General features: G+C 34.6%; 29 protein-coding genes and 1 pseudogene. 23 read left to right on the top strand and 7 right to left on the bottom strand.

The window, feature by feature from the left end:
- Positions 1–571: 571 nt before the first annotated feature.
- A complete protein-coding gene (locus tag ACIQ7T_RS22340; RefSeq protein ID WP_370079132.1) occupies positions 572–1,732 on the bottom strand; it encodes an acyltransferase family protein in 1,161 nt (386 codons plus the stop codon).
- A gap of 298 nt (positions 1,733–2,030) precedes the next feature.
- The gene (locus tag ACIQ7T_RS22335) at positions 2,031–2,240 is read right to left on the bottom strand and encodes an excalibur calcium-binding domain-containing protein (RefSeq protein ID WP_402873767.1); all 210 of its coding nucleotides are present in this window, start codon (positions 2,238–2,240) and stop codon (positions 2,031–2,033) included.
- A gap of 548 nt (positions 2,241–2,788) precedes the next feature.
- Here ACIQ7T_RS22335 and ACIQ7T_RS22330 point away from each other — a divergent pair.
- The 3 genes and pseudogenes from ACIQ7T_RS22330 to ACIQ7T_RS22320 form a co-directional block, all read left to right on the top strand.
- Positions 2,789–3,049: a hypothetical protein gene (locus ACIQ7T_RS22330; RefSeq protein ID WP_402873670.1), complete on the top strand. Its 261-nt coding sequence runs from the start codon at positions 2,789–2,791 to the stop codon at positions 3,047–3,049.
- A 461-nt stretch (positions 3,050–3,510) separates the two neighbouring features.
- Entirely contained in the window at positions 3,511–4,812 is a 1,302-nt protein-coding gene (locus tag ACIQ7T_RS22325) for an MFS transporter (protein ID WP_402873667.1), read from the top strand.
- Positions 4,813–4,953 (top strand): annotated as a pseudogene (locus ACIQ7T_RS22320) (IS6 family transposase); the annotation flags it as partial.
- A gap of 26 nt (positions 4,954–4,979) precedes the next feature.
- Here the strand turns inward: ACIQ7T_RS22320 and ACIQ7T_RS22315 are convergent.
- Positions 4,980–5,279, bottom strand: a complete 300-nt coding sequence (locus tag ACIQ7T_RS22315) for a hypothetical protein (protein ID WP_402873664.1) — start codon at positions 5,277–5,279, stop codon at positions 4,980–4,982.
- Positions 5,280–5,866: 587 nt separating this feature from the next.
- Here ACIQ7T_RS22315 and ACIQ7T_RS22310 point away from each other — a divergent pair.
- On the top strand, positions 5,867–6,124 hold the full coding sequence (locus tag ACIQ7T_RS22310) for a YjcQ family protein (protein WP_370079124.1): 258 nt from the start codon (positions 5,867–5,869) through the stop codon (positions 6,122–6,124).
- 63 nt (positions 6,125–6,187) lie between these two features.
- On the opposite strand, the gene ACIQ7T_RS22305 is transcribed toward ACIQ7T_RS22310, so the two are convergent.
- Together ACIQ7T_RS22305 and ACIQ7T_RS22300 are read right to left on the bottom strand one after the other, a co-directional pair.
- Positions 6,188–7,195: a hypothetical protein gene (locus tag ACIQ7T_RS22305; protein WP_402873661.1), complete on the bottom strand. Its 1,008-nt coding sequence runs from the start codon at positions 7,193–7,195 to the stop codon at positions 6,188–6,190.
- Positions 7,196–7,772: 577 nt separating this feature from the next.
- Positions 7,773–8,480: a hypothetical protein gene (locus ACIQ7T_RS22300; RefSeq protein ID WP_370079122.1), complete on the bottom strand. Its 708-nt coding sequence runs from the start codon at positions 8,478–8,480 to the stop codon at positions 7,773–7,775.
- 295 nt (positions 8,481–8,775) lie between these two features.
- On the opposite strand from ACIQ7T_RS22300, the gene ACIQ7T_RS22295 reads away from it, so the two are divergent.
- The 8 genes from ACIQ7T_RS22295 (at position 8,776) to ACIQ7T_RS22260 (ending at position 14,993) form a co-directional block, all read left to right on the top strand.
- Entirely contained in the window at positions 8,776–9,207 is a 432-nt protein-coding gene (locus ACIQ7T_RS22295) for a BrxA/BrxB family bacilliredoxin (protein WP_370079017.1), read from the top strand.
- Positions 9,195–9,986, top strand: a complete 792-nt coding sequence (locus tag ACIQ7T_RS22290; RefSeq protein ID WP_402873657.1) for a class I SAM-dependent methyltransferase — start codon at positions 9,195–9,197, stop codon at positions 9,984–9,986. Before ACIQ7T_RS22295 ends, ACIQ7T_RS22290 begins: the two co-directional genes overlap by 13 nt.
- A 188-nt stretch (positions 9,987–10,174) precedes the next feature.
- On the top strand, positions 10,175–10,999 hold the full coding sequence (locus ACIQ7T_RS22285) for a TIGR02452 family protein (protein WP_402873654.1): 825 nt from the start codon (positions 10,175–10,177) through the stop codon (positions 10,997–10,999).
- A gap of 19 nt (positions 11,000–11,018) precedes the next feature.
- A complete protein-coding gene (locus ACIQ7T_RS22280) occupies positions 11,019–11,372 on the top strand; it encodes a hypothetical protein (RefSeq protein WP_402873651.1) in 354 nt (117 codons plus the stop codon).
- A 152-nt stretch (positions 11,373–11,524) separates the two neighbouring features.
- Complete coding sequence (locus tag ACIQ7T_RS22275; protein ID WP_402873648.1) at positions 11,525–12,286, top strand: ANT(4')-I family aminoglycoside nucleotidyltransferase; 762 nt, start codon at positions 11,525–11,527, stop codon at positions 12,284–12,286.
- A 737-nt stretch (positions 12,287–13,023) separates the two neighbouring features.
- Positions 13,024–13,224 (top strand): hypothetical protein, encoded by a 201-nt coding sequence (locus ACIQ7T_RS22270; protein ID WP_402873645.1) that lies wholly within the window; start codon positions 13,024–13,026, stop codon positions 13,222–13,224.
- On the top strand, positions 13,217–13,876 hold the full coding sequence (locus tag ACIQ7T_RS22265; protein WP_402873642.1) for an AroM family protein: 660 nt from the start codon (positions 13,217–13,219) through the stop codon (positions 13,874–13,876). The genes ACIQ7T_RS22270 and ACIQ7T_RS22265 overlap by 8 nt, the downstream gene beginning before the upstream one ends.
- A gap of 520 nt (positions 13,877–14,396) precedes the next feature.
- A complete protein-coding gene (locus ACIQ7T_RS22260; RefSeq protein ID WP_370079005.1) occupies positions 14,397–14,993 on the top strand; it encodes a YpjP family protein in 597 nt (198 codons plus the stop codon).
- 155 nt (positions 14,994–15,148) lie between these two features.
- Here ACIQ7T_RS22260 and ACIQ7T_RS22255 read toward each other — a convergent pair whose 3' ends face one another.
- Positions 15,149–15,415 carry a tyrosine-type recombinase/integrase gene (locus ACIQ7T_RS22255; RefSeq protein WP_402873639.1) on the bottom strand — a complete coding sequence of 89 codons (267 nt, stop codon included), beginning with the start codon at positions 15,413–15,415 and terminating at the stop codon, positions 15,149–15,151.
- Positions 15,416–15,532: 117 nt separating this feature from the next.
- Here ACIQ7T_RS22255 and ACIQ7T_RS22250 point away from each other — a divergent pair, with 117 nt between their 5' ends.
- From ACIQ7T_RS22250 to ACIQ7T_RS22210, 9 genes are all read left to right on the top strand, one after another.
- A complete protein-coding gene (locus tag ACIQ7T_RS22250; RefSeq protein WP_402873637.1) occupies positions 15,533–15,847 on the top strand; it encodes a hypothetical protein in 315 nt (104 codons plus the stop codon).
- Positions 15,848–15,895: 48 nt separating this feature from the next.
- Entirely contained in the window at positions 15,896–16,519 is a 624-nt protein-coding gene (locus ACIQ7T_RS22245; protein WP_402873634.1) for an S-layer homology domain-containing protein, read from the top strand.
- Between the two features lie 199 nt (positions 16,520–16,718).
- On the top strand, positions 16,719–16,919 hold the full coding sequence (locus tag ACIQ7T_RS22240) for a YolD-like family protein (RefSeq protein WP_402873631.1): 201 nt from the start codon (positions 16,719–16,721) through the stop codon (positions 16,917–16,919).
- A 479-nt stretch (positions 16,920–17,398) separates the two neighbouring features.
- The gene (locus ACIQ7T_RS22235; protein WP_402873628.1) at positions 17,399–17,572 is read left to right on the top strand and encodes a hypothetical protein; all 174 of its coding nucleotides are present in this window, start codon (positions 17,399–17,401) and stop codon (positions 17,570–17,572) included.
- 54 nt (positions 17,573–17,626) lie between these two features.
- The gene (locus tag ACIQ7T_RS22230) at positions 17,627–18,121 is read left to right on the top strand and encodes a small multi-drug export protein (protein WP_402873625.1); all 495 of its coding nucleotides are present in this window, start codon (positions 17,627–17,629) and stop codon (positions 18,119–18,121) included.
- A 62-nt stretch (positions 18,122–18,183) separates the two neighbouring features.
- Positions 18,184–18,444: a YfzA family protein gene (locus tag ACIQ7T_RS22225; protein ID WP_370079001.1), complete on the top strand. Its 261-nt coding sequence runs from the start codon at positions 18,184–18,186 to the stop codon at positions 18,442–18,444.
- 258 nt (positions 18,445–18,702) lie between these two features.
- Positions 18,703–19,494 carry a helix-turn-helix domain-containing protein gene (locus ACIQ7T_RS22220; protein ID WP_370078999.1) on the top strand — a complete coding sequence of 264 codons (792 nt, stop codon included), beginning with the start codon at positions 18,703–18,705 and terminating at the stop codon, positions 19,492–19,494.
- Between the two features lie 559 nt (positions 19,495–20,053).
- Positions 20,054–20,554 (top strand): hypothetical protein, encoded by a 501-nt coding sequence (locus tag ACIQ7T_RS22215; RefSeq protein WP_370078997.1) that lies wholly within the window; start codon positions 20,054–20,056, stop codon positions 20,552–20,554.
- A gap of 279 nt (positions 20,555–20,833) precedes the next feature.
- The gene (locus tag ACIQ7T_RS22210) at positions 20,834–22,105 is read left to right on the top strand and encodes an oligosaccharide repeat unit polymerase (RefSeq protein WP_402873621.1); all 1,272 of its coding nucleotides are present in this window, start codon (positions 20,834–20,836) and stop codon (positions 22,103–22,105) included.
- A 141-nt stretch (positions 22,106–22,246) separates the two neighbouring features.
- Here the strand turns inward: ACIQ7T_RS22210 and ACIQ7T_RS22205 are convergent, their stop codons facing one another.
- Entirely contained in the window at positions 22,247–22,897 is a 651-nt protein-coding gene (locus ACIQ7T_RS22205; protein WP_402873618.1) for a FusB/FusC family EF-G-binding protein, read from the bottom strand.
- Between the two features lie 537 nt (positions 22,898–23,434).
- On the opposite strand from ACIQ7T_RS22205, the gene ACIQ7T_RS22200 reads away from it, so the two are divergent.
- Positions 23,435–25,228, top strand: a complete 1,794-nt coding sequence (locus ACIQ7T_RS22200; RefSeq protein ID WP_402873615.1) for a S9 family peptidase — start codon at positions 23,435–23,437, stop codon at positions 25,226–25,228.
- Between the two features lie 62 nt (positions 25,229–25,290).
- Entirely contained in the window at positions 25,291–25,863 is a 573-nt protein-coding gene (locus ACIQ7T_RS22195) for a class I SAM-dependent methyltransferase (RefSeq protein ID WP_402873612.1), read from the top strand.
- Positions 25,864–25,945 lie beyond the last annotated feature (82 nt).

The following is a 25,945-nucleotide window of genomic DNA, read 5'->3' as shown; positions in this document are numbered from 1 at the left end:
ACTAGTTGAATATTAAGCTGGTTTAAGTTTGACGAGTTGTTTATTCAAGCACTCAAGGAACTATTTAACAAAAAGGCGACAATTGCAAGTTATTATTTTGTATTTTTTGGAATTGGGGACTTAATTTTATTTTTCAACGGAAATTATATAACCAATGTATTCAGCTAACTACTAGATTGCGGAATAAAGAAAACAGCTTTTAACCTACAATCTCATAATAATGAAGAGAATCCTATTAATGTTTTGAGAAATATACAGATATATTCTAAGTGTATTGAATACATCATAATCCATTTATATCAACGTTTTGGGAATTGTTATATGGATAAAAATGTATGGCAAAGGATTGAAATTGACATTACTTGAACCGATTTGAACCAATGTTAGTTGAATACATTTTGCTAATATATTCCACTGCTATGTGTACATTTAAAGACTTTTAATAATGGAGCTTATTAAAGTAAAGCACCCGTTGAACAAGAACCATTATTTTTATGACACATCATTATCCTATTAAGACAAAAGCCAGCATTAATGCTGGCTTTTTCACTTATCTAAAAATTATTTCCTTTTACATCATTTTTTTGAGGTATGGAATCTTTCTCCATACAAAATGACTTAGCAAAAAGCTTAGAATGATTCCTAAAAATACCGTTATAAGAAATTTAGTCCAGACTGATATTGGTAGGTCATTCAATGTATATTGAAGGAAGACAACTACTGGGACATGGATGAAATAAACAACAAATACATTGTTTGCTAACATCTTTGACCAACGATTAGCGCCGTTAACTTTCTCTCTAAATATAATTAGAAGACCGATTACAAGTGAAATACACAGTAACGTCTCAATTAATGATCGAGCCAACGAACCGAAGTTTTGTCCACCCTTTAAAAGAAAAGGATCTATCGTATTTCCTCCAAAATACAAAATGGTCACTATTAATATTCCAATAACAAGCCAGATGTATCCTGCTCTCGCACTCATAGTTAAAAACCATTTGCGATGATAAGCCATAATGCCTAAACAAAAGAAAGTCACATACTGTGGTACATGTGCAAATTCAGTTTGAATAAATCCTAAAAAAGCTGTCCAATGATCAATAGGAAACCATATCCTTGTAATAAAAGTCACTAAACTAACGACCAACCACAGGGAGAGAATCTGATAAACCTTAATGTTTCTATCAGACTTTTGTGTGAATTTCTTAGATGTAAAGAAGGTCCAGACCGAAAACACAATCGCATACACAAGTAAATGCTCTAAAAACCATAAATGGCCAAATTGCATATCAGGCCATGATGGCCCAGTCCAATTCGCGGGTTCATTACCAAGTCCAAAAAATATATTAACATAGTAAGAAAAAAATGGGATGGGTTCATAATCTCTGAAATTAATGTAATATAAATACATCAGAATAGGAATCATCACGAGAAATCCCAGTAGTAATGGAATACCAATTCTAATAAGCCGTTCTTTTAAAAACCGTTTCGGCCCTTTTCTTGAGATTGATTGGGGGAGAAAATAGGCTGATAAAAAGAAAAACAAACTCATAAAAAATGCTGCATTTACAGAGAAAAATCTGCCCAACCAATTGATAGATTCATCATCCAAAAAATACCACCAACCACCTGGTCCATAAGCTTGTCCAGCATGGTGAGCTACTACAAGCATAATTAAAGCTATTTTTAAATTATCGATGAAATATAAACGATCACTCTCTTTTTTCACCTATAAACTCCTTTCCCACTAGAAGTTACACTGAGATAATATCAATGTATTTATTACCACCTTAGGAAAAAATCTGTTAAGTTCTTTATGAGGTTCAAGCCGATTTGAACCAACTTGAACCAAAAAACCTTTGTAAACGTTGATACAATAAGATATTGATTAACGTTTTGAGGATTAATCATCGAGTAGGGCAGTGAATTTAGAATGCATCGATGTAATGAAGGTCCACATCAGCTTCAGCCGAGGTAGTTATTCCTTAAAATAAACTCATATTATTCACCTTAACAGAATTTAAACTTTATCTCTCGCAAGCAATACCATCTTTGTCACGATCTTTCGAAGCATTTGCTTTATATAGTTCAGCTGATACAAAAGGTGCGTATTTTGTTTTTCCGCCTTTGTTTTTCACTTTGGCATCCTTAGCAACGCCACCTTTGTAGTCCTTATTTAACTCTGTGCAATTTTTGTATGTTTTCGCTGCTGCCTCTATTGGTGTTGGGATACTCATTGTTCCACCAATTAATAATGCACCTGCGATAATTGAAGTAGCTAATTTTTTCAAAAATGTTCCTCCTAGAATTATTTTTATTGTTTTATAATGAAATACATAATAACAATAGTAATTAAAGTAGATTTTCCTTTATTATTGTTAATTGATGTAAAACATTAGGTTTAATGACCTCGAGTAAATATTACTATTATGTTCATGAGAAAACAATCCATTATTGCTTTATATTTACAAAATTGTTTGTGTTAAATACATAATTATGTTTCTTTTAAAGCAATTTTCAAACTCAATTAATGTAAATGATTTAATCATATTATCATTCTTTATAATTTCTCATATCTTTTGCAAATTTTATTCATGTCGTTTGACAATTTATTATCATATGATTTTTTAATCATTAGAACAAAGGAATCGCCAAATAAAATACTATTCAAAGTAAGGTTTTCAAATTGATGAAAACTATAAACTGAAATTAGTTCTCCAAAAATATTTATTTTTATGCATTCTACCGTTATCGAAGAAGGTAGATGAAAGGCGGTGTATTTTAATTGAGTGTAATAAGAAATGACTCAGTTTTTACAACCAATCTAAAAGAAGCCTATGAATTTGCACATTACTTATCTTTTATTAAAGGTGTAGATAATGTTGAAGTAGAACAAATTAACGATAATTGCTACGTTAGATTTACTATGGAATGCATTGATGGATTAGGTGAACAGATTTGGAATATCGTAGAGCGATTCAATTTTGAAAGTTTAGTTTTTTACGGTGTGTATTGGGATGTTGTACGAGGGATTATAACTGAGTAGAAATAAACATTATGCCTTTCACAGATGAGTGTGGAAGGCTTTTATTATGTAACAGTTCTTAAGCTAACTGGCGTAAACGTTCGTGATATAAGTGTACATTTTCCAGTAGCCATTTCTCTATTGGATTAAAGTGATTATATCTGTTTGCTAAACTTTCAGAATTATTTGAAAATAATTCGATAAAATGTATAATTATTTAAATGGAGGTAATAAATACCGTATAAATTGTTTTGGTGTCGTTCATTTCCAAATAAATTAAAATTATCATTCGCGGTTAAACAAGTAGGAGATGTTTAATCTTCATAAGAATCTTCCACCTCTATGTATATTACCTCTACTTGAAATCTAAACTAGAAAACAATACTATTATATCTTCTTTGCCAAAACATTCTATGCAGTATCTTCATTTTGCTTATAGATTATTATTTCAAAACAATCTAGGAATGCGGAGGAGATATGTTATGGAAAAGAACTCAAATCTATGGAAAATTGTATTTGTAGCTAGTTTTATAGGTTTAACAGTTGATGGTATGGATATCCAAATGCTGTCATTGGCTATGCCGAGCCTAATTGACGAATTCGTCTTAGATACCAAGGCTGCTGGTTGGATCAGTACATTCTCTCTATTAGGGATGGCACTTGGTGGAATCCTAGGAGGTTGGTTATCCGACCGCTTTGGCCGTGTTAAAATGATGACCTATATGATGATCTTATTCTCAGTTGGAACCGCTCTCTTAGCTTTTGTACAGACATATGAACAATTTATTATTGTTCGTTTCATATCAGCAATTGGTATGGGGGCTGAATATTCATTGGCCACAATGTTAATGGCTGAATATGTAAAAGTTAAAAATAGAGCAACGATTATGGGCGTATTAGGTTCTTCCTATTCATTAGGATATTTAGTCGCGGTTTTATTAGCGGGCGCGATTCTACCTGAATATGGTTGGAGACCATTATTCTTAATTTCAATCTTCCCGGTTGTTGTGGCGATCTATATTCGAGTAAAAGTACCCGAACCTACTGGCTGGAGATTGGCTAAAAAACAAGCTAAGACATCGAAAGTTAAGAAATCAAATGAATGGCTTGCGTTGTTTAGAGATAAGAAAGTTTTTACAATCTTTCTATTATGGATATTAACTTCTTCTCTATTGCAATTCGGTTATTACGGGATAGGTACTTGGTTACCGACGTATATAGTGAAAGAATTAGGCTTTAATTTCAAAGAAATGACAGGATATTTAATTGGAACATATACAGCATCGATTCTTGGTAAAGCACTTGCTGGTTGGGTTGCCAATGTAATTGGTCGTCGTGGGGTTTTCGTCATTGCAGGATTATCTACAGCAGTCATGCTACCAGTCATATATTTTTATCAATCACCAGGAAACATCATTATTTTAATGACTATTCTAGGTTTCGTATACGGAGCGCCGTATGGTGTAAATGCTACTTATTTAAGTGAAAGCTTCCCGACTCATATTAGAGGAACCGCTGTAGGTGCAGCTTATAATACGGGAAGAATAGGTGCAGCGATAGCTCCTATCCTTATTGGAATTATCGCTACTTCACAATCAATTGGATTTGGACTAGCTGTGTTAGGTATTTCTTATGCAATCATGGGGTTAATTCCTGCACTATTCATTAAAGAGAAAATGTATGATACTTTTGAAAACGATACAAAAGGAGATGTATTAGAAAAAGAGGGGGAGATCGGGAAAGAAGGGGGTCTAGCAAAAGAGGTTCTAGTGCAGAAACCTTAAAGAGATAAAAAAGCCGCAAAGCGTTTCTCTAAGAAAGCTTTGCGGTCTATTTATGATTCTAAGCCTAGTGGCATAACAGTTGATAAGAATAAGTATTATCCGATATCAATTGAACAGTTGAAAAATGAGCAAAGTATACCTACGCGAACGGAGAAAGCTTTTTGTTATTATTGTTCTTTACCCTGAATTTCTTCATTGAAAAAATGGATACCTGTATGTCCTCCACCTTCAGCAACCATTTCGTTTGAAGCTATTTTTGTTGGAGATGTTCCAGCTCGTGTCGCTGCTTGAGCAGTTATCCGCTCTGATATGTTTTTGTCCATCTCCGCAGTATTTAAATAGGACCCTAATTTAGCTTTTGCGCTATTGAGCATACTTAATGCTTTATCACGGTTTTCTTTGTTACTTAAATAAAATGCTGTTAAAGCTAACCCTGCAATTACAACACCTGTTCTTCGTTTTGCCATTATAAATCCCTCCCAAAAATATAGAATCTGACTCTATATTTTGTCTTTTCCCTACTTTTAGAGGAATAAACATAATTTATATATACATTACAGCATAAATAACCTTGTGCCTCTTTCATAAAAAACAAAATTCATAGTTCTTATATAAGTATGAAAAAGGAGAAGCATTCCAAAACAGGGGAGAGTTAAGGGGCTTGCACGTACTCGATAGAAGCAAAAAATAGTGAATTAAAGAATAGACAAGGGCATGATACAGCAGCAGTTTCGGGTCAATTTGATATGGAAATACAATCACCGTGAATTTGAAACAATCATTATATTAGAGAGAAGATAGTAGTGGAGAATAGAAGAAGACTAACTCTTGTTCAATATCATGAGCAAGAATTGTACTCGGATATTAGCAATAAAAACGGTATGTTTTTCAGTGTTAAAAGGCTTTTCTATTTTTGTGTTCTTGAAGCAATACGTTTTACAGCTCTATTCAGCATTTTGACGGCTAGCACGGTAAGGCTATTTATTATGGAGTCATTATGTGACAAATGTTACCTTTTAATCTATATTATTAAATAGATTGGAGGTAGCATTGTTTGGATAAGGAAAAATTAATATTAGATATTCTAGAAGGATTAATTAATCAGGAAGAGCCTAAATTTTATGATTTTGAAATAGAAAAACAAACATTCGGAGAAATAGTTGAAATGATCCAAGAAAAAGGGTTCATTTCTGGTGCGAGCATTTATCGTGAATGTCTAGAGAATAAATTAATATCGGTTTCCTTGTATAACGCCAAGGTTGAATCGAAAGGATTAAATTACATAGAAAATAATATTATGAGTCACATCTAACTGTATGTCACCCCAAAAGATAGATTTTTTGTCTAACTTTTGGGGTGAAATACGATTGAGTGACTATTTTTTATTTACTGGCACAACTACTGTTACTTTTTCGCCAATAAATCTGTTATCTTTTGAAGCACTATCAAAAACAAATTTTAATTCTTTGACACCTTCTAAACCTTCTTTTCCTAAATCAAATATAACTTCACCTTTTTGTATTACTTTGCCAATAAATTCGGACTCAAAATGAGAAATTTCAACAATAGAATTGATTTGACGTTTTGTATCAGTAGTCATTTTCGCTGAATTTGGATGAAAACTTAAAGTGTCATCAGATAAATTTTCTCCCGTTATCGATAGGATAAGTACATTTGTTTCAGCTTCTGTTTCAATCATTTTTGGATCACGCGCAACAAGTTTAGCTGTTTTCATGCCATCAATTGAAAATTCAACATCAGCACTTTTGTATTTTTCAGTTGGTGCTTCATATAAATCCGTGATTGTATATGTACCTGCAAAATCATCTTTCACTACATCACCAACATTCGCTTCTGTTAAATTATCTACTTTATTGGATTTGCTTTCTTCTATTTTAATGTCAGTCGAACCTGTTACAGCTTTTTCTAGTGAAGATGCATACTTAGCAAATTCATTATCTTCCATATCACCATTCATTTGTAATAAAAATTTTCCACTTTGATGAGTGTGAGAATAAAACATAGGACTTGAATTTCCTAATTCATCATAATAACTCTTTGCTTTTTTTAGATTTTCTTCATTATCGAATAAAAATATTCGACCACCTGAATTATCACCGAGAGAAGGGATAAAAATTCTTTTACCTTCTTTTCGGATATTTCCAAATTCATCTTTTGGTAAGTCTGAAGCTTCTCCTAGTTCTAAACCATCATCTTTAAAATGTTTAATTACATCATCTGTTGTTTTAGCTAGAACTTTTTGATGTTCTTCAGTTTTAGCACCATTCTCTTTTGGCTTATCGTCCTTTGATGAATCGCTTCCACATCCAGTTAATCCTAAGCTTAATACTAATGCTGCACTAAAAATTAATTTATTCTTCATTAAAAATCCTCCCTTTATATTACCATTCTAGGAAATTTGGAGGAAGAAGTACATAGACAAATAGAAAACTGTAATTAATACCTATTAAATTAGTAACTGCTAAATTGTTAGTGCGGATTAAAATCCATTTTTGGGGTGTGTGACAAGCATAGTAAACAGACACTTGCAGCTAGTCCCTTTGTAGACCAAACGGCTACTTCAAAATTAGGCACTAAAATTGGATTTGGCAATACAATCATTACAGCGAGATTTCTCAGTGTTAGGAAATCTTAAATTGAGTAAGATTTATCTACCAATTATTGAAAAAACTACTAAAAGGCAATTAACGACTATAACAACATCAAAAGGGTATTAGCTAAAGAAAAAATAAAAATCGTTAAGTGGGAGAAGATTGACGACAATTTTAGTGACTAGACCGTTACAACACCTAGAGATGACCTAGTATTACGATATGCCAATCAAACATTGAAAACGAAGGTTGAGAAATTACTTTTAAGCCATATAAACAAATGAAAGGGACTGATTAGAAAAGTGCCTATTTTTTATGTGAAGAAAAAAGCCACTCATTTGAGTGGACTTATTTCTTTACGTCTTCAATTAAGCCTAATTCTTGTTTAATTGTTGTAATCCCGACAATTCCTTGCAATAATTGACTATCAGAAGCTGTAATATCAGATTTTATCTTATCCATCTGAGAAGGAGAAAAGTTGCCTTCATCGAACATTTTCATAGCCTTTTCAGCAGCCATTTGTCTTGAAGCAGCTGCATATTTAAACTGATCCATAGCATCTTTAACATCTTTTTTCTGCTGCTTACTTAATTCATCAACTGGTAATGAATTTTTAAGAGTTAACTCTCCATATCCTTCTTTCAAAGCTTTCATATTATCGTAAGCTGTGTATACATCAGTACTACCATTTCCTATTGCTTCGAATGTTGGTTTCCAATATTTATTCCATAATTGATCGTACGATTTGGTCCACTCGTCGATGGCTGGTTGAGTGTTTTTAATAAAATAATCTTTTTGTTTAGCTATTTTATCTTGTTCTTTCGATTTAGCTTTAGCCTCTTTTTCTGCTTCTTTAGCATCTTGCTTGGCTTTTTTCTCTTCTTCTTTAGCCTTTTTTTCTTCTTCCTTAGCTTTTTGTTTAGCTTCGTTCTCCGCATCTTTTTCTTTAGCTTTATCTAATGCTTCCTGAGGCTTATCTGTTACTTCAGCTTTTTCCTCGCCACAAGCAGTAAGTAAAAGTGCAGACAAAACTCCTATGTAGACTAATTTTTTCATTATTTATATTCCTCCTCTACATTACCATTTTAGGGAATTCAGAGGGAAAAGTACATACAAAAAAACAGACAACTTTGATTAGTTATCTTATTCTCCAAGAAGATCCGTCAGTTTTATTCCCTTGGTTCTCGGTTAAAATACAAACGTTTATCTAAAAATAAAAAGCAACCAAAGCAACAAAAAAGCAACCAAAATTCCGAAAGTAAGTGAATAACGGTGAAATCGAATCATTATACAATGACGAAAAACCTTGCTATAATAACCATTGCGAATACATATGAAAGAGGGTAAAAGCATGAACGCTTACGATGAATATATGAAACAGGTAGTGAAACCGATGCGTGAGGAGTTAGTGGGGGCTGGATTTACGGAGCTTACGACGGCTGATGCGGTGAATGAGTTTATGGCGGAGACGAAGGGGACTTCGTTGGTTGTAATTAACTCGGTTTGTGGTTGTGCGGCTGGGTTGGCTCGTCCGGCTGCTCGTGAGGCAGTGGAGGCGGTAAAGCCTGATAATCTTGTGACTGTTTTTGCAGGCCAGGATCCTGAAGCGACTGCTGCAATGCGTAGCTTTTTTGAGGATGTGCCACCAAGTTCACCATCAATGGCAATTTTAAAGGATGGGCAATTGGCATACTTTATTCCACGTGAACAAATTGAAGGATTCCCTGTGGAGCAAATTGTTTCACATTTAACAGGTGTTTTAGAGCAAACATGCGAGAAGTAAAAACCATTATTACAACAGCGGGCAGACCAGACGATTTATCGTTGGGGCTCGCTGCTTTTGCGTGTGAACATTTAGGTGCTTCGTTTGAGCCAAGAAAAAAGCGTTCTGTTCGGAAGATCTCTCAGGAATTGCATGCACATGTGATCGTTGCTGGGAAAAATCGTTTTGAGTATTATGCTTTTGGAGCCAATGAGCCATTTTTCTTCCATCCAAATTCTGCAGCGTTTCGCTTAAAGCGTGTAGCTCGTGGAGAAGCGGAGCCGTTTTTAGAAGCGGCACAGCTTGAAAAAGGAGATTCAGTGCTTGATTGTACATTGGGGCTTGCTGCGGATGCTATGCTAGCGGCTTATACAGTTGGCGATGCGGGGAGAGTCGTTGGGCTAGAAGCGAATCCTAATGTGGCCTTTATTGTTGAGCATGGAATGCAATCTTACGATACTACTGAGTTGCCATTAACTGCATGTATGCGCCAAATTGAAGTGGTGCAGGCTGAAGCAGTTAACTATTTGAAAACTTTACCGGACAATACTTTTGATGTCGTATATATGGATCCGATGTTTGAAGAGATTATTGAAGAAGCTAATAATTTTGAAGCATTACGCTTCGCTGGGGAACATGTGACATTAACGGATGAATGGGTAAGTGAGGCAAAACGAGTGGCAAAAAAACGGGTAGTGTTAAAGGCTCATTTTCGTTCAGAATGGTTTACCAAATATCAATTTAGACAATTAACAAGAACAACTGCGAAGTTTCATTATGGTGTTCTGGATGTTGAATGAAGTAAATATTGTGTTTTCAAGAGGTTTGTTCATTGTGAACGGGCCTCTATTTTTTTATCTAAAAATCAAAATATGGTAATATAAAACAGTATTGGATAGTTAATTAGAGTGATATCTATTCCTTTTTAAAGAGAAGAATAGAATTGATTCCAAGACAAACGAAATTTCTATAAAAAGGAGCACTAATAATGAATCGAAAAGAAATTGCCCAGGAGACATTGCGAATTCAGGAGCAAGGCTATTATAAATATGGCAATGAGCAAATAGATTTTGCGGAAGCACAAAAATTTTCGGAGAAGAATAGTGAGTTGATTGACCCGAAACAGGGGAAAGACATTGTCAAAGAATATCTTAATCTTCCTAAACTGCAACAACAATCTGTATATTCCTTGGGAAATGAAGCAACGGTAAAAGCAATTATTGACTTTGCTGCAACAGGAAAAGAGAAAATTGGGGTGTTAAACTTTGCGAGTGCAAAAAATCCTGGTGGTGGATTTTTAAAGGGGGCTATGGCTCAGGAGGAAAGTTTGGCAGCTTCCAGTGGGTTATATAAAACGCAGCTTTGTAACGAGGGCTATTATAAGGCAAATCGTTCGAATCGATCGATGATGTATACGAATTATGCAATCTACTCTCCGGATGTAGTCTTTTTCCGTGATGAGCGCTTTGCTCTGATGAAACAGCCCGTGACAGCCTCGGTGCTAACTTTACCTGCTGTGAACTACGGACAGGCTTTGGCGAAGGGAGAAGATAGTCAGGAAGCAGAACGTGTAATGAAAGATCGAATGCGATTAGCATTAGCGCTATTCGCATATAAAGGAGACAAGCATTTAATTTTAGGAGCATATGGCTGTGGTGTCTTTCGAAATGATCCACAAAAAATTGCTACATGGTGGCGTGAGCTTTTAGAGGATGAAGGCTTTGGACAATTGTTCACAGAGATTAGGTTTGCCGTATTAGACACCTCTAAAAATCACAGCTGCATTAGTGCGTTTACTAATATAGTAGAATAATTTAATAAGTAAAAGAAAGATGTGGCGATCTGAAAAAGAAATAAGAACATTATTTGAACTTGATTTATTAAAAAAGGCACAGTCAATGGAACTTACGAAACCCTCTAGTCCGTGGGGTCATGAAACAGTAATCCCTGCATCTGGTGTAATTGCGTGTGGATGGGATCAAGATGAAAACGTTGTTCTGATTAGCGGTTCAGGATACAGCATGACAGAGCCAATTACTGGTTCTCGCATACATAGAGCTTATGATGCTAATACGGCTTATGACAGTATAAGTGAAGATAATTTATTTTTTACTATGGGGAAGAAAAAGTTACCTATTATTTTGCACCTCTATTACATGACTCGGTTATGTTTGAAATGGATATAGAAAAAATTTCTGATTTGTTGGAAAAAAGAAGCAGAATGTTAATTTAGGAAAGGAGATTTTGCACATGACGGCAGACAAAATTCCTCGTTAAGCTCGTGGTCCTCCGCGGCCAATTATAATCTCATTTAAATAATTAACAAGGAGAGACAAATATGATTGGTCCGAAAAAAGTAACGAGAGAAGAAAGAATGGAAATTGCTTATTCAATTGCTAACCAAGTTTTAGAAAGATATGGTTCACAGGTTCAAGCTATAGGAATTTACGGTTCGTTAGCTCGAAAAAGTGATGGACTATTTTCAGATATAGAAATTAAATGTATTTTAAACTCTTTAGATGAGAGTTTTAACTATGAATGGACAGCTGGTGATTGGAAGGCAGAAGTGAACTTTGAAAGTGCAGAAGATATTATGGAAGAGGCAATTACAGTTGAAGAAGATTGGCCATTGACACATGGGCAATTTTTCGACATTCTACCTGTGTATGACCCGGAAGATTTTTTTCATGAACTAAAAACAAAAGCCAACTCAGTAGCTAGTTCAATATTTAAAGAAGCTATCTGTCGAACGTTAATAGAAGAAATGTACGAGTATATCGGTAAATTGAGAAATATTGAAATGAATGGTCCTCATACATTTTTACCGATTTTGGCGATGAAAATTGCTACTGCTGGTGCAATGATTTTGGGATTACACAATAAACAAGTTTTCACAACTTCTGCACAAGTATTACCTGAAGCATTGTCGTTAACAGATAAGCCTGAAGGGTTTGACGTTCTATGCGAATTGGTGATGTCTGGGAATCTCTCAAACCCACAACATATTATTGCGATCTGCGAGAACTATTGGGATTCATTACTAAAATGGTCTTCTCAACATGGGTATCAAATTGAATGTTCAACTGTTATACCTTTGTAACTTAAAATGAACTGTTTACTTTTTGAAAACTCTATGATATAATATGAATCGTGCTATTTTAGGTGGCATATTTACGTAATCTGGAATTCTGCTTTTTGTTTTTGTAGATACTTATTCACACTGGCGCATGCTATAGGGCTGCAAGGACGCAAAAGAAGGTTGGGTTTGCGTTGCTTAAGTTAGAAAGCACACAGTGGAATTTTACCGCGGTGATGAAACATTTACGTTTCAAGATAATATTCCCCAGATGATTGGGTTGAGACTTTACAATTTACGAAAAATGTTACCTATTAAATACTAAAGGGGTGGTTTCGCAAAAGCGAGGCTGCCCCTTGTCTAATTTGCGGATAGAAAAGCTGAAGCGACGAAAAGAACCATCAAAAAGACATATAGAAGAGCCATCTGATAGTAGACCGAACTTTGTCTACTCTTTTTTATATAATGAATTCCCAACGGTTACATTCTATATAGTTCTTTTTGATTATTTTTTCAGATGAATATTTCAATATATATGAACTTATGTAACAATGTTTATTAATATTTTAACTTAAAAATACCTATATAAAATTTGTGAGTTATTTACAATATTACTATAGTGCAAATGTTGAAAACGAAATAGCTACCGACTGTCGTATTCGTTGGTAACAAGTTAATACCATGTTCAAAAGCGATGCCTTTTGTTAATATGGGATGTTATGGAAAGTAGTAAAGTGACATATTGAATTAGAAGATATCAATTGATCAAAGTGCAAAATAGCCTTACTGAACCTTTTTTTCTGAATATTTCTACTTTTATTTTAGAAATGATACTAGCTAAAAGCTGTCGTGCCAAAATTATAGAGAAAAATTGTGGAGGAATAGATATGGCGGTAAAGCAGATATTATTGATTTTAGATGTATTAGATCAACCAAAAGTAGGGGTGACTATGAATGAATAAAGTCGGTTTTTTGACTATCGGACAATCACCTCGTTCAGACATTACACCAACATTTAAAGAAATATTTCATAAAGATATAGAAATTGTTGAAAGAGGAGCATTGGATTCCTTAAATGAAGCACAATTACTATCAGTTATTGCGAGAAACGAAAAGAATATATGTGCTTCGCGATTGCGTGATGGTAGATCGATAATCATGAGCAGAAGAAAACTGCTACCATTATTACAAAATGAATTATCGAAGTTGGAACAAGCGGTTGATATGGTCGTCGTATTAAGCACAGATGATTTGCCGACTTTAACATGTGGAAAGCCCATTTTTTATCCAAATCGAATCGTAACCCAAGCTGTAAGTGCAATGGCCGAAAAACCGAAGATAGGTTTAATTATCCCATTAGATGAACAGAGGAGAAGTAAGCTTAAAAAGTGGCAAGAGGTTTCGGATGATATCACAGTTGCTGTTGCCTCACCATATGATTATGGGAACTTTAAAGAAGCAGCTCGTTATCTTAAAGATTACCGGGTGGATTTAATTATTTTAGATTGTATGGGATACAATGATGAGCATAGGCAGTTTGTTAGAACAGAGAGTGGTATTTTTACAATTTTGCCACGTACTTTAGTAGCAAGAATGGTACTTGAATACTTATAACAAGACTAAAAAGAACGTTCCAGACTGTAGATGTTATAGATAAATTTACTCTACAGTCTTTTTAATTTTGTCGAAAATTAATGATCAGAGAGGAGGTCTGGGGAAGATTCGCAAGTAGCTCAAAAAGTTCAGGACTGTGAGCGGAAGAATTGGCTATCAAAGTAGAAAAGTCCGCAAGCTCGCGGACTTTCTTTGTAAAAAGGAATTGTATTAGTTCGTGAAGCATAAAGATGATAAGTAACCTAACATTATTAAAAGACCAATACCCATTGCGATTTCCATGTTCTGTACCTCCTTTTAAAAAAAACGACACATTTAACCAGCATACTGTTAATAAATGCCCGATTAGTTTGAGGCAACAGGATGATGATCATACAAACGTTTTCACAGGATGTGAAGTTTTTACTTTATACATAAATATTGTACAATGAATTATAGAAATATGAAACCTTTTATAGGCTTATGCGTATATATAAGTAATAGAATTACCAATTTGTACATAAAGAGAAGGTGTTAATTAATGAAGAAATGGGTTCAAAAAAGTATCGTCATTATGGTTGCGTTTTTAACTTTTGGATTAATTACGCCAACACATGAGATATGGGAAGCATTTGATCAAAATCCATCAAATCGTGCTTCTATCGGACCATCACCTGGGACAAGCACTGCAGAAGCGGCTGCTCTTCCGATAGAAACAGAAATACAAGAAGAACCAGTCGACTATGGCTCATTGCTCGTTGACGCTGCGAAAGAGCAATCCTATAAAAAATTCGGCACAAAAATCGGCCCAAAAATTAGCAATGAATTTGACTCCATTATCTTCCCGAAAATGGAGGAAGCTATTGCGATGACAGTAGCAAGCTTAGACGATTCATCATTAGCATCGTTAACAATTTCTGAAAAGCCAAGTGGCAACTATGGCGAAAAAATTTTCAATATTAGTAGCAATGAAACAGGCATGGATTTAATTCGCTTCCATGTCCGCACAGAAAAAAGACCACAGGAAGGCTATTATTACAACTTCCACTACCATAGTGCCGAGGACGACTTTATGGCACATAACAATTTAGGAGATATTTACTGGGAGAAAAACACACCTCCAAAATGGTTATCCTAAAAAATCACGAAACACTCGTTTAAAATACGAGTGTTTTTTTGTTTGAAAACATGGATATATCAACATTTATACCGATTTGTTGAGTTATTATATTTACACATTATCTGGGTAGGGGAGGGAGAAGAAAGACGAGTGCCCCAAAAAGTGCCCCAAATTCATCGTTTTTTGATTTCCTCAGATTCTTCAAATGAACTCAAATTGATAATTTCATCCATAAGATTAGACGCATGTACTTCATCTTTTGCAAATGAATGTGCATACACTTTATAAATTGTCTCAGGAGTATCACCAACCAATGCTGCAACTGTAGAAATAGGAATATTATTCGATAATTGTATCGTAACAAATGTATGTCGTAAGTAGTGAGGTGTAAAGTGAGTAATTTTTTCTCTCTCGCATATTAAGTCAATAATCCGTTTCAAATAACGCTCACCAATTGGTTCACCAAAAGTGGAGGAGCTCGTTATGTTGCTGCAGAGGAGAATGCAGTACAATACATCGCTAAATTATTAAAGCAATACGGTTGGGGTATTGAGCGAGTGAAAAAACACCATGATTGGAACGGAAAATACTGTCCGCATCGTATCTTAAGTGAAAGTCGTTGGAATATCTTTTTGAAACGAATTGAACAGGCTATGAAGCCAACAACCCAAACGATAACACCAACACAACCAAAGGAGGAAACAAATATGGCAAACTCACTAACTTCAACAGCTAAAGAGGATTTAAAAGCACTATTAAAAACGACATATCAAAAAGGGATTTTAAAAGTGGATCACAGCGAAAAAGTATGCTCTATGACAGATGGTGAAGCTTTAGGGCTGCTGATTTCAGTAGTGAAACGCACATTGTAATGTTAATAATAATGAGATTAGGTATAATAATCTAAAGGAGGAATTTTGATGAAAAAAATACTGATACCGATCATCACATCTATTTTAGTCCTAACTCTAGTCTTACCTGGTGTTTCAGCGAAAGAAATTCAAGTATTTGATGATGTGCCTTCAACTCACCCTAATTTCAAAGACATTAGTTATTTAGTGGAGACTGGCATTATAGAACAAGGCGGTAAATACAGACCTGCCGAATTGATTACAAGAGAAGAAGCGATTGTTATGATCGCTAAAGCTGTGGGACTTGATGGTACACCACGAGAAACAAAATTTGATGATGTACCGAAATCAAATATAAATAGTGGTTATATTCAATCTGCTGTTGAAGCAGAAATTATTTATGGATCTACACCATATGATTTTATGCCGAAAGCTCCTTTAACAAGAATGCAAATGTCTGTAATTTTGGTTAGAGCGTTTCAATTACCATTAGATGAGGTACCAATAGGAACTAGGTTGTTTAAAGATGTGGATTATTTAATTTATGGTGCTCCTTTTATTCAAAGTATTGTAAAGCTAGGTATAACAAATGGTTACCCTGATGGAAATTTTAAACCACACAATGCATTAACTCGAGCTCACATGGCAGCATTCTTGGCTCGTACGATGAAATACGTAGAAAATAATAGTTAACAGTACTTAAATAGAACATTAAAAACCAGGTAGTCACAAAAATTTGTGTGCCTGGTTTTTTATTGCCAAAAACAGAGCGATAGTTCTACAATATATACGAACAAACGTTCTTATCAGGGGGCAATATTATGATAAAAGACCGTGGTTCAATAAAATGGACAGCGATGATGCTGCCTGAACATTTAGTTGAAATTAGAAAATGGAAGAAGAGCAATTTCATGAGAAGAAGCGTGATTTAACCGAGTGGGAACTAGAAGAAATTGAGCAAACAATTCAACGTGCCTTTAAATTGCGAAAATTAGTTACTCTTACGCTGTGGCAAAATAATAATTTACACGACAAAACTGGATTGATAACAGGGACGGATCCAGCACAAAAAGGAAATGTTACTAGAGACTGATGTAGCAGTGAAACGTATTGCATTTAATGATATACAAGACGCAAAGCTGGTGGACGTTGATAATTAAACGTGAGAATAGTATTACCTTATTTGATACTTAGCTAGGTAAGCTTACACCTCTTAATTTTTTTTCGATGAAGTATTTCTTCTTCAATAACTGCATTAATGGTGATTAAAAAAATAGCGTGTGCGTTAATAAATTCATATTGATAAATAGCTAAGTTTATAGAAACTTAATAACGGTTTAAACAGATAATAATTTCTCGTTGAGTTATGTTTTTAAGGTTCGGTGAGGAATTTCTATACAAAATACACTGTTTAACATGATTGCAACCGTAAGTTGACAAAGTGCAACTGCAGCATTGTAGAAGTAAGAGTAATGTTTTTCTAAGATTTAGATAGTAATTAAGAAAGGAGATTCATATTTAATCGAAATTAAAAAACAGTGCATTATTGAAAGTGATTAGAGAGGAGAAACAATGAAACAAGTATCAATTATCGGGATTGTTTTTACCATCGGTGTATTAATTTGTTTAAAGATTTTTCAGGACTCAATCCCAAGAGTTAATGAGCCAATAACAAATATATTCGTATTTGTAGGTTTTGTCTTTGTTGCTATTATATATGGCATGTCTCGATTTAGAAAAAAATAGTGAACACACCTTGGAAAATAAAAAGGAATGTTCTTTAAAGAAGGAGAGTACAACATGTTCCGTCAAATGGTACAAGAGTTTGTTGGTCAATTATCTGAATTAGATTTATTTTTACAGTATTTGGGCGTTTTTGTTATATCGTTCATTCCGTTCGTAGAATCTCCTGGTGGGGCTGTAGTCGGTTCTCTCATCGGGATCCCGATTATTTTTGCAGTAATTATTAGTATGATAGGAAACTGGATTTCAATCTTGTTCGTTATTTTACCTTTTAATGCTTTGTTTACAAAAATTCGTAATCGTAATTCAATAAAAAAAGGATTTATTCATAATCGCGCAACGAAAGCGAGAGAAAGGTACGATAAATATGGAGTTCCAGGACTTGCACTTATTGCTCCATTAGTCGCTTCCGCCCATATTGCTGCTTTCACTTCATTAGCTGCAGGAACAAATAAAAGAAGAGTTATCTTCTGGCATTCCGTTAGTATAGGTTTTTGGGGAATCCTCGGTGGAGTATTAGGATGCTATTTAAACTATGATTTAATGAAATAATATTTTGAGTCGTTTACTACATTTGAAATTAATCAAGATTATTAAGAGAGGATAATAACAAGATGAGTTTAATAAAAAAATGGATAATTAATCTTGGAGGCTTCTTAATTCTTAACCTCATCTTTTCAACTTTGGATGGTACATTTGTAGTTACTAATGTTAATTTCGGTGATTTTGGAAATAGGATATTACAGACTGAATTTTTTACCGAGAGGTTAAGTTTTTATGAAAATCCCTTTTTCAATATAGTTGCAATCTTCGCTGCACTCCAAATAATAGTTGCTGCTTTATATGATATATCTAAAGTGGTAACTGGTAAATGATATCTTTCAATTCTAATCGAATGAATTGAAACAAATAGATACCCGTGTTATCGTGATGTATAGGAATAAAATGGAATGTGAAAGTTCGTAAATTGGATAAATATTCATTATCCACTACTTTTTAAAAGATAACCCGCTAGATGTGATATATATTCCCTGTGTAACATTTGTTGAAGTATTATTACTAACTAAACGTTTAGCTGTATGAAGGTAGCGGTATTTTTATCACTTTTTACTAATGGAAGGGGTTCAAAGCAAGTGACATTTGGTGAAAAACTTTTTAATTTGAGAAAGGAAAATGGGCTTTCTCAAGAAGCTTTAGCTGAAAAATTAAACACGACGAGACAAGCCGTTAGCAAATGGGAGAATGGTCAAGGGTATCCTGAAACTGAAAGACTTCTTATGATTGGAAATATTTTTGGTGTTTCTATGGATTATCTGTTAAAGGACTCTGTCGAACCAAGCAATGATAAAGAGTCAGGATATTATGTTAGCAAAGAAATGGCAGAAGGTTTTTTACTCTCTGTTCGTAAATCAGCTAAATATTTCTCAATGGGTTTATTTTTTATTGCTTTATCCTTTATCCCTTATTTTATTTTTAAACAAGACCCATCAACTTATTTAGTACCAACGATTATTCTTGCAACCATAGGAATAGGTTTACTTGCGTCAACATCTTTTTTTGAAGAAGATAAATATAAAGTGCTTAAACAAGAACCTTTATTGTTTGATGAAAAATATCTCCAAGAGCTAAACATTAGATATAAAAATATGAAGAGAAAATACTCAATTATTATGATAGCAGGATTCGGATTATTTGTAGTGGGGTTCTTACCAATTGGATTAGAAAGGAAAAAATTTATTTCCGCTGGTTTTCTGACACCTTATTATCCGATTTGTATTGGGCTGATTGCAGTCGGTATCTACATTTATACCCATATGTCCAATATCCTAGATGCATATAAACTTCTTGCCAGGAATGAAGTATATACTAATCGATTTGGCTTTATGTTTCGAAAGAAAGTGAGAAAAAAGTTTGATAATTTTTAAACTAATACAGATGAAATTGATCAAAACATATACATTTTACAGCCCATGATTAAAGTTGTTTTATGCTTTGCATAGTTTGAAATTATGATAGTTATTTTTGTGCATTGAATTATCAATGTCTATAGGCAAGATTAGATAGAGTATCTATCACAGCAAATTTATTTGGGAGAAAATACACCACCGAAATGGTTATCCTAGTCGAAACACTCGTTTAAAATACGAGTGTTTTTTTGTTGGAAAACATTGATAAATCACCGTTTGTAGCAGATTGTTCTAATGGTAGCGAAGAAAAAACATGTACCCCAAAATGCACCCAACATTAAAATTTCATTATTTTTCGATTTCATGTATTAAAAAAGATGCGTGTACTCCATCTTTTTAATAGTTTTGTTTAAATGAATTGAATTGTTTCAATAGGTAAATTTGAGAAATTAGCTCCCAGCCACTACATTTACAATTAAAAATAAAGTAGGATTCTTTCTACAACCGTCTATACAATTGTTTTTGGATTTTAATAAGATATACAGAAAGTAATATCTTTTTATTAGGAGGTGAATCTTTGTCAAATCAAACATCAACATGTCAAAATAGAAAGTATACAATTACTACAGGACCATTTCTTGTTCCATTGGATGCTGCGGTTGGACAGCCTAATAATCGACTTGTGATTCTTATAAAAAACCCTACAAGCAAACCACTAGAGGCTGATGTTGTGATTGAATATTGCCCTTCTTTACAGCTTTCAATGGAAGGAATATCACTTCCTTTTATAACGAATGAGAATGAAAAACCTTTTTTAGAAGGTCTTCCGTCAACTGTTATACCTCCAAGGAGTTGTACTCGATTGGAGTTTGATATTAGTTCTCTTGTAAATGGAATTCTTCATGTTAAATCTACAGGCGATTATTTAGTAGGAGAACGCCCGTTACGTGGAAGACTTGAAATCGAAGTGGTTGGTGGATCAGGCCTTTCTAGTCCTACAAATCCTGGTCTTGCTGTTGCAGATCCTTCCATGGTATTCCATTACGGTGATATGAAGGTTATGCTTCTCGGAAATTAAATTATAAAACCTTAAAACGAGTACAGGAAGCACAAAAGCGCCGTACTCGTTTTCGTTTTGGATATTGATAGCTATAGAATTTTTTCGTGCACTCGGCATGCGTATCCCGAACAACGAAGACAGAAATTACTTACTAGGCTTTAAATGTTTAAATTTACTAACAAAAATAGTAAGTAGATATGCAAAAAAATCCATTGGTATGATATACTATTCTTGTTTTACATAATTGGAAATTAATATAAAGTATGGGGGAGAAAGTGTTTTGGGGTGTGAAAGGACATGAAACAATTTTTTAGAAAATTAAATAAAATCGATACGTTTTCGCCGTATTTCTTTTTACCATTTATTTTACTGCTATATTTCTTTACGAGCATGTTTGATTGGCATAGGTTTGAAATGTTCAATATACATGTTTCCATTTGGCCAGCAGTTATTTTAGCAGTTATTTGTTATTACATAGGTGTTTACGTTATAGACAAGATGAAATGGACAATTCCTTCATTTGGTCTGTCGTTTTTAGGCAAATATGTGATTCATTTTATCGTGTTTCTTACGTTACTTGGTTTATGTTCGTACATATGGATGGTTTTTGGAGGCGGACTTGGTATTTCGGATGAGTCAAATCGCCGAAACCTAAATCCAAAGCTGAACTTCTTTAGTCAATTACTATGGTTTGGAGTTTTATTGCTGCTATCCTATAAAATGATTTTAGAAAAGCATATGACGTGGAAGAAAGGGTTTATCTACGGTTCTATCTATGTATTTATCATTTTTTTATTTGTGTTAGTTGCCTATCGAACGCCATTAATTATTATCCTATTTACAGGGATCATCATTGTCCACTACGTAGTAAAACGAGTGAAATTAACGTGGTTTTTAACAACGCTGTTAGTTATTGGTGTAGCTTTCTCTACGTTTAGTTTTATTCGTGTGTTAACGGAGGATCGGTCATTAGAATTTAATAACCGAGACCAGCCTGATGTGGAGCTAACGGAAGAGGCAAGAGACCAACTGTTAACGGCTGAACAAAAGGTAAATCAAACGCCGTTATGGGTGCGTGCATTAAATGAAGAAAGTGTAACAGGGCATATTGTGTTAAGTACAATTATTGAGTATACGCAGGAAAACGGTTATTTAAACGGTGAAATCCATAAAGGTATCTTTAGTACGATATTACCTGGTAAACAAATTTCACCTCGTATGGTGGTAACTGAAGTTGTCAATTCCATAAGTGTGGAGAAGGGTAAGGTCATTACCCGTGGAAATCGTACAACTACACCAACTTTTATCGGTCAATTATTTTTAGATGGGGGCTATTTATTAGTAGCAATTGGCTTCTTTTTATATGGTGCTTTAATTTCGCTTCTTTATAATAAAGTGAAACAGGAGGGCATTCGTAGTTTCCATTCTGTCGCCTATGCATTTACTATTACGGTATTTACGGTGTCTATGCATACAGGTTTACTCGATTTAATCTTTGTTTTAATGCTTGGCTTTGTCATCATTGCTTCGTCGATTATAAAAGTGGATCAAAATCAGCTTCGTTATTAATTAATAAAAACTATTTATAGAGCCTTCCCCGCAATGGAGAAGGCTTCTTTTTATTCCTCTATAACTGTACATTCAGTGAGATTGGTGAAAAATAAAAATCAGTGGGGATGATAAAACCCCACTGAATAATAATGTTTCACTTTATTGAGTGATGCGATCGAAAAATTCCCTTGTTTTTTCGATATCTGTTACATGTCGATTGCATGTTTGGCTGTCTGCGCAAATGTAATTACTATAATTCGTGAACGTTCCAACGGTTTGCCCTTTTACGGATGTAGTAAATAAGCCTACATCGGAATGGCGGTTACATATTGCACATATTCCACGAATAGTATCATTGGAGAATGTGCCTTTAATCGATTTGAACTTTTCATCTTGTTCCAGCAAGACATATTTTCGATGTGTTCCAGGATCATCCCATGCTAAATAACAAATCTCCTGAAAATCCATTTCTTCAAGCTTCGGTAGTTTTAGCTTTTTTTCCTTTTTAAAAAGGCTCTTCAGTGTGTTGGCAGTGACTGCTTTGAAAGGGATGACGTATGGTTTTAATCGTTCAATATACTCATCACCCTGTGCACGATTTGTCACTTCGAAAAGCTGTTCAATTAGCTCAGCTTCCTCAGCGGACAACGCTAATTTTGCTGTGATCTCGTTTTCAATGATACCGTGTACGGCAAGGATGACGTCCTTATCTTTCGTCGTTGCAAGTGTTCGTATGATTTTATTCATTTGCTGTTCAAGTAAATGATAGTTTGCCACCGTTAAAAACGGCTGAATTGTTGGTTTTTCCATTTGAATTCACTCCTGTATTGTAGGCTTTTCATAAAATTTATGGCCTAAAGAGATCATTCAATTATGTTATTTGCGTTAACTTTTCTAGACCTCTTTGACCTGTAAAGTGTTTGGTCTAGAGCAAGCATTACAAAAGAATGCGTCCATTTCGATTCCTCCTTGAAAAGAAAACTATCTTTATCATAACATTTATTAGGAAATAAATAAAGTTACAATATTCAGATTTTTATATTAAAATAAATGGTATAATTGTATTTATTAGGATTTTCATCATGACATGGGGTTGGTTTCCATTTCGACGGGGTGCTTTGTCGCTGACGCTTCGCTTTCGCGCAGATAAAACAATTGTCGCTGACGCTTCGCTTTCGCGCAGATAAAACAATTGTCGCTGACGCTTCGCTTTCGCGCAGAGCAAAGCTTCCTGGGGGCATCTGATAAGCCGATTTGGCCTTGAAGACGTTATCACAGGAAAAGGGATGGAACCCTTTTTTAAAAGTACTGTTACCAGAGAAAATTTTTAAGAAAAGAGGAACGTCTATGATTCAGTTTGAAAAGATGAACACAAAGCATTTTTTGCAAAATTTAACGGTAAGTGATTTTGCGATTAGTCCTGATGAAAAGCAGATGGTACTAAGTACGAATTTTAATGGATATTTTAATCTATGGGGAATGGATTTAGAGAAAAAATTTCCTTATCAAATGACTTTTAATAATCAAACTTCGAATTTTATTAAATATTCGAAAACAGGTGAATTCCTTTTAGCAGGATTTGATAAAGATGGCGATGAAAATAGTCAAATTTACGCAATCTCACCTGAGGGAGGAAGCCTAGTACCAATTCGCTATAAAGAGGGAGAGCGTCATTTCTACGCACATTTGACTGAGGATGGTAGACATCTTTATTACTCAACTACAGCTGGAAATTCGACGTATTTAAATAGTTTAGTTTATGACATTGAGAGTGAAGAGGAAAAGTTACTTATTGAGGGTAGTAATGCACCTACTTTTATCGCTACAGTTAGCCCAGAGGAAAAATCATTTGTTTATATTAAACAGTTTGGTAATACGCATTCCTTAGCATATGTACAAATTGATGGTGAGGAAATATTGCTCACGCCATTAACGGATAAGCAACATACAGTTTCCGATGTTGTGTATACTTCTGAAATGGAAATTTATTTTTTAACAGATTACGATGAAGATTTTAGCTACTTAGCAAAATTTGATATTCAGTCGAAACAATTTATAAAGTTGCTTCAATTAGTAAAAGAAAACTTTACAAGTATTCATTATTCGAAAGAAGAGCATGCACTTTATTTAGTTGGTTCCTATGGTGTAGAGGATCGGCTTTATCGTTATACAGTGGCAGATGGGAAAAATGAAAAACTAGAAACACCTGTTGATATTATTGAGAAAATGGTTATTATGCCAAGCGGACATTTATATTTGCTTGGAAAATCGGCTACGAAGCCAAATAATATTTTTGTTTCAAAGGAAATGGGAAGCTCGTGGTTGGAGTTAACTCACTATAGAGTACCGGGTGTTCGGGACGAGGATTTGGTGGAACCCGAAGTGCTACGTTATCCATCGTTTGATGGTTTGGAAATTGAGGCACTCTTGTTCAAGGCGAAGGAAGAAAATTCGAATGGCCATGTTATTTTATGGCCACACGGTGGTCCGCAATCAATTGAACGCAAATCATTTCGACCGATGTTCCAATTCCTTGTGACCCAGGGATACACTATTTTTGCACCAAACTTTAGAGGCTCATCGAACTACGGTCTAGACTTTATGAAAATGGTTGAGGGCGATTGGGGTCATGGTCCACGTCTTGATAATATTACTGGGGTTGATTGGCTTATTGAGAAGGGCTATGCGGATCGTGATAAAATGCTGCTTTCAGGTGGTAGCTATGGTGGCTATATGGCACTGTTATTACATGGTCGCCATGCAGATTACTTTAAAGCAGTTGTCGATATTTTTGGTCCAAGTAATTTGTTTTCATTTATTGAGTCTGTTCCGGATTTTTGGGCGCCATATATGAAGCAATGGATAGGAGATCCAGAGAAGGATAAAGAAAGATTAACAGTCGATTCACCAATTACGTATTTAGATGGTATGACGAAACCTATGTTAGTCATTCAAGGGGCGAACGATCCACGTGTTGTGCAAAAGGAATCTGACCAAATCGTTGCTGCTTTAAAGGACAAGGGGCGAGAAGTGGAATATATTGTGCTAGAGGATGAGGGACATGGATTCACGAAAAAGGCGAATGAAATTTACGTGTATGAGAAAATATTCGAATTTTTTAATACACATATCAATTTATAAACGAGGGCTATGATTATTCATTTATCAGACTAGTAATCGATGGAAAACATAGGAGGACGATTATGCTACTAAATCAACAAGGATTTGATTTATGGGCTGATGGTTACGATAAAACGGTTCAGCTAAGTGAAGAAAGCAATCAGTATCCATTTGCGGGATATAAAGCAGTATTAAATACGATATTTAACGAGGTCATGTCCATTCCAAAATCAACTGTATTAGACATTGGATTTGGCACAGGGGTGTTAACGGCAAAACTTTATGACAATGGCCATTTTATCAATGGACTCGATTTTTCCTCGAAAATGATCGAAATCGCCAAAGAAAAAATGCCTGATGCAAACTTAATGGAGTGGGATTTGTCAAAAGGGCTGCCAGTAGAGTTTCTTCATCAAAAATATGATGCCATTATTAGCACCTATGCGCTGCATCATTTTACCGATGAAATGAAGGTGCAATACATTACAGCATTATTGCAGCAACTTACGCCTGCAGGCAAAATTTTTATCGGTGATATTGCGTTTGAAACTAGAGCGCAGCTTGAAAAATGTCGACAAGACAGTATTGATTATTGGGATGATGATGAATTTTATTTTGTCCATGAGGAAATTAGCGCCTTGTTAAAAAGGTTCTAAGTCAAATGTTGGGGTGTACAAATCTTTCAGCACGTTAACCCAGATGAACCCCGATTTCTTTATACTTTAAATTTAATAAGAT

The sequence above is a fragment of the Lysinibacillus sp. NPDC096212 genome (assembly GCF_044763105.1).
Classification (GTDB): domain Bacteria; phylum Bacillota; class Bacilli; order Bacillales_A; family Planococcaceae; genus Lysinibacillus.
The sequence above is the reverse complement of the archived record's forward strand: the minus strand, read 5'-3'. Positions and strand labels throughout refer to the sequence as shown.

Coding starts and splice junctions, on each gene's coding strand:
- ACIQ7T_RS22225 (WP_370079001.1), top strand. CDS start 18,184: ATGAGTTTAATAAAAAAATGGATAATTAATCTTGGAGGCTTCTTAATT.
- ACIQ7T_RS22305 (WP_402873661.1), bottom strand. CDS start 7,195: ATGAAGAATAAATTAATTTTTAGTGCAGCATTAGTATTAAGCTTAGGA.
- ACIQ7T_RS22285 (WP_402873654.1), top strand. CDS start 10,175: ATGAATCGAAAAGAAATTGCCCAGGAGACATTGCGAATTCAGGAGCAA.
- ACIQ7T_RS22325 (WP_402873667.1), top strand. CDS start 3,511: ATGGAAAAGAACTCAAATCTATGGAAAATTGTATTTGTAGCTAGTTTT.
- ACIQ7T_RS22280 (WP_402873651.1), top strand. CDS start 11,019: ATGTGGCGATCTGAAAAAGAAATAAGAACATTATTTGAACTTGATTTA.
- ACIQ7T_RS22275 (WP_402873648.1), top strand. CDS start 11,525: ATGATTGGTCCGAAAAAAGTAACGAGAGAAGAAAGAATGGAAATTGCT.
- ACIQ7T_RS22195 (WP_402873612.1), top strand. CDS start 25,291: ATGCTACTAAATCAACAAGGATTTGATTTATGGGCTGATGGTTACGAT.
- ACIQ7T_RS22230 (WP_402873625.1), top strand. CDS start 17,627: ATGTTCCGTCAAATGGTACAAGAGTTTGTTGGTCAATTATCTGAATTA.
- ACIQ7T_RS22295 (WP_370079017.1), top strand. CDS start 8,776: ATGAACGCTTACGATGAATATATGAAACAGGTAGTGAAACCGATGCGT.
- ACIQ7T_RS22240 (WP_402873631.1), top strand. CDS start 16,719: ATGGAAGAAGAGCAATTTCATGAGAAGAAGCGTGATTTAACCGAGTGG.
- ACIQ7T_RS22335 (WP_402873767.1), bottom strand. CDS start 2,240: ATGAGTATCCCAACACCAATAGAGGCAGCAGCGAAAACATACAAAAAT.
- ACIQ7T_RS22245 (WP_402873634.1), top strand. CDS start 15,896: ATGAAAAAAATACTGATACCGATCATCACATCTATTTTAGTCCTAACT.
- ACIQ7T_RS22235 (WP_402873628.1), top strand. CDS start 17,399: ATGAAACAAGTATCAATTATCGGGATTGTTTTTACCATCGGTGTATTA.
- ACIQ7T_RS22290 (WP_402873657.1), top strand. CDS start 9,195: ATGCGAGAAGTAAAAACCATTATTACAACAGCGGGCAGACCAGACGAT.
- ACIQ7T_RS22205 (WP_402873618.1), bottom strand. CDS start 22,897: ATGGAAAAACCAACAATTCAGCCGTTTTTAACGGTGGCAAACTATCAT.
- ACIQ7T_RS22200 (WP_402873615.1), top strand. CDS start 23,435: ATGATTCAGTTTGAAAAGATGAACACAAAGCATTTTTTGCAAAATTTA.
- ACIQ7T_RS22265 (WP_402873642.1), top strand. CDS start 13,217: ATGAATAAAGTCGGTTTTTTGACTATCGGACAATCACCTCGTTCAGAC.
- ACIQ7T_RS22315 (WP_402873664.1), bottom strand. CDS start 5,279: ATGGCAAAACGAAGAACAGGTGTTGTAATTGCAGGGTTAGCTTTAACA.
- ACIQ7T_RS22260 (WP_370079005.1), top strand. CDS start 14,397: ATGAAGAAATGGGTTCAAAAAAGTATCGTCATTATGGTTGCGTTTTTA.
- ACIQ7T_RS22210 (WP_402873621.1), top strand. CDS start 20,834: ATGAAACAATTTTTTAGAAAATTAAATAAAATCGATACGTTTTCGCCG.
- ACIQ7T_RS22300 (WP_370079122.1), bottom strand. CDS start 8,480: ATGAAAAAATTAGTCTACATAGGAGTTTTGTCTGCACTTTTACTTACT.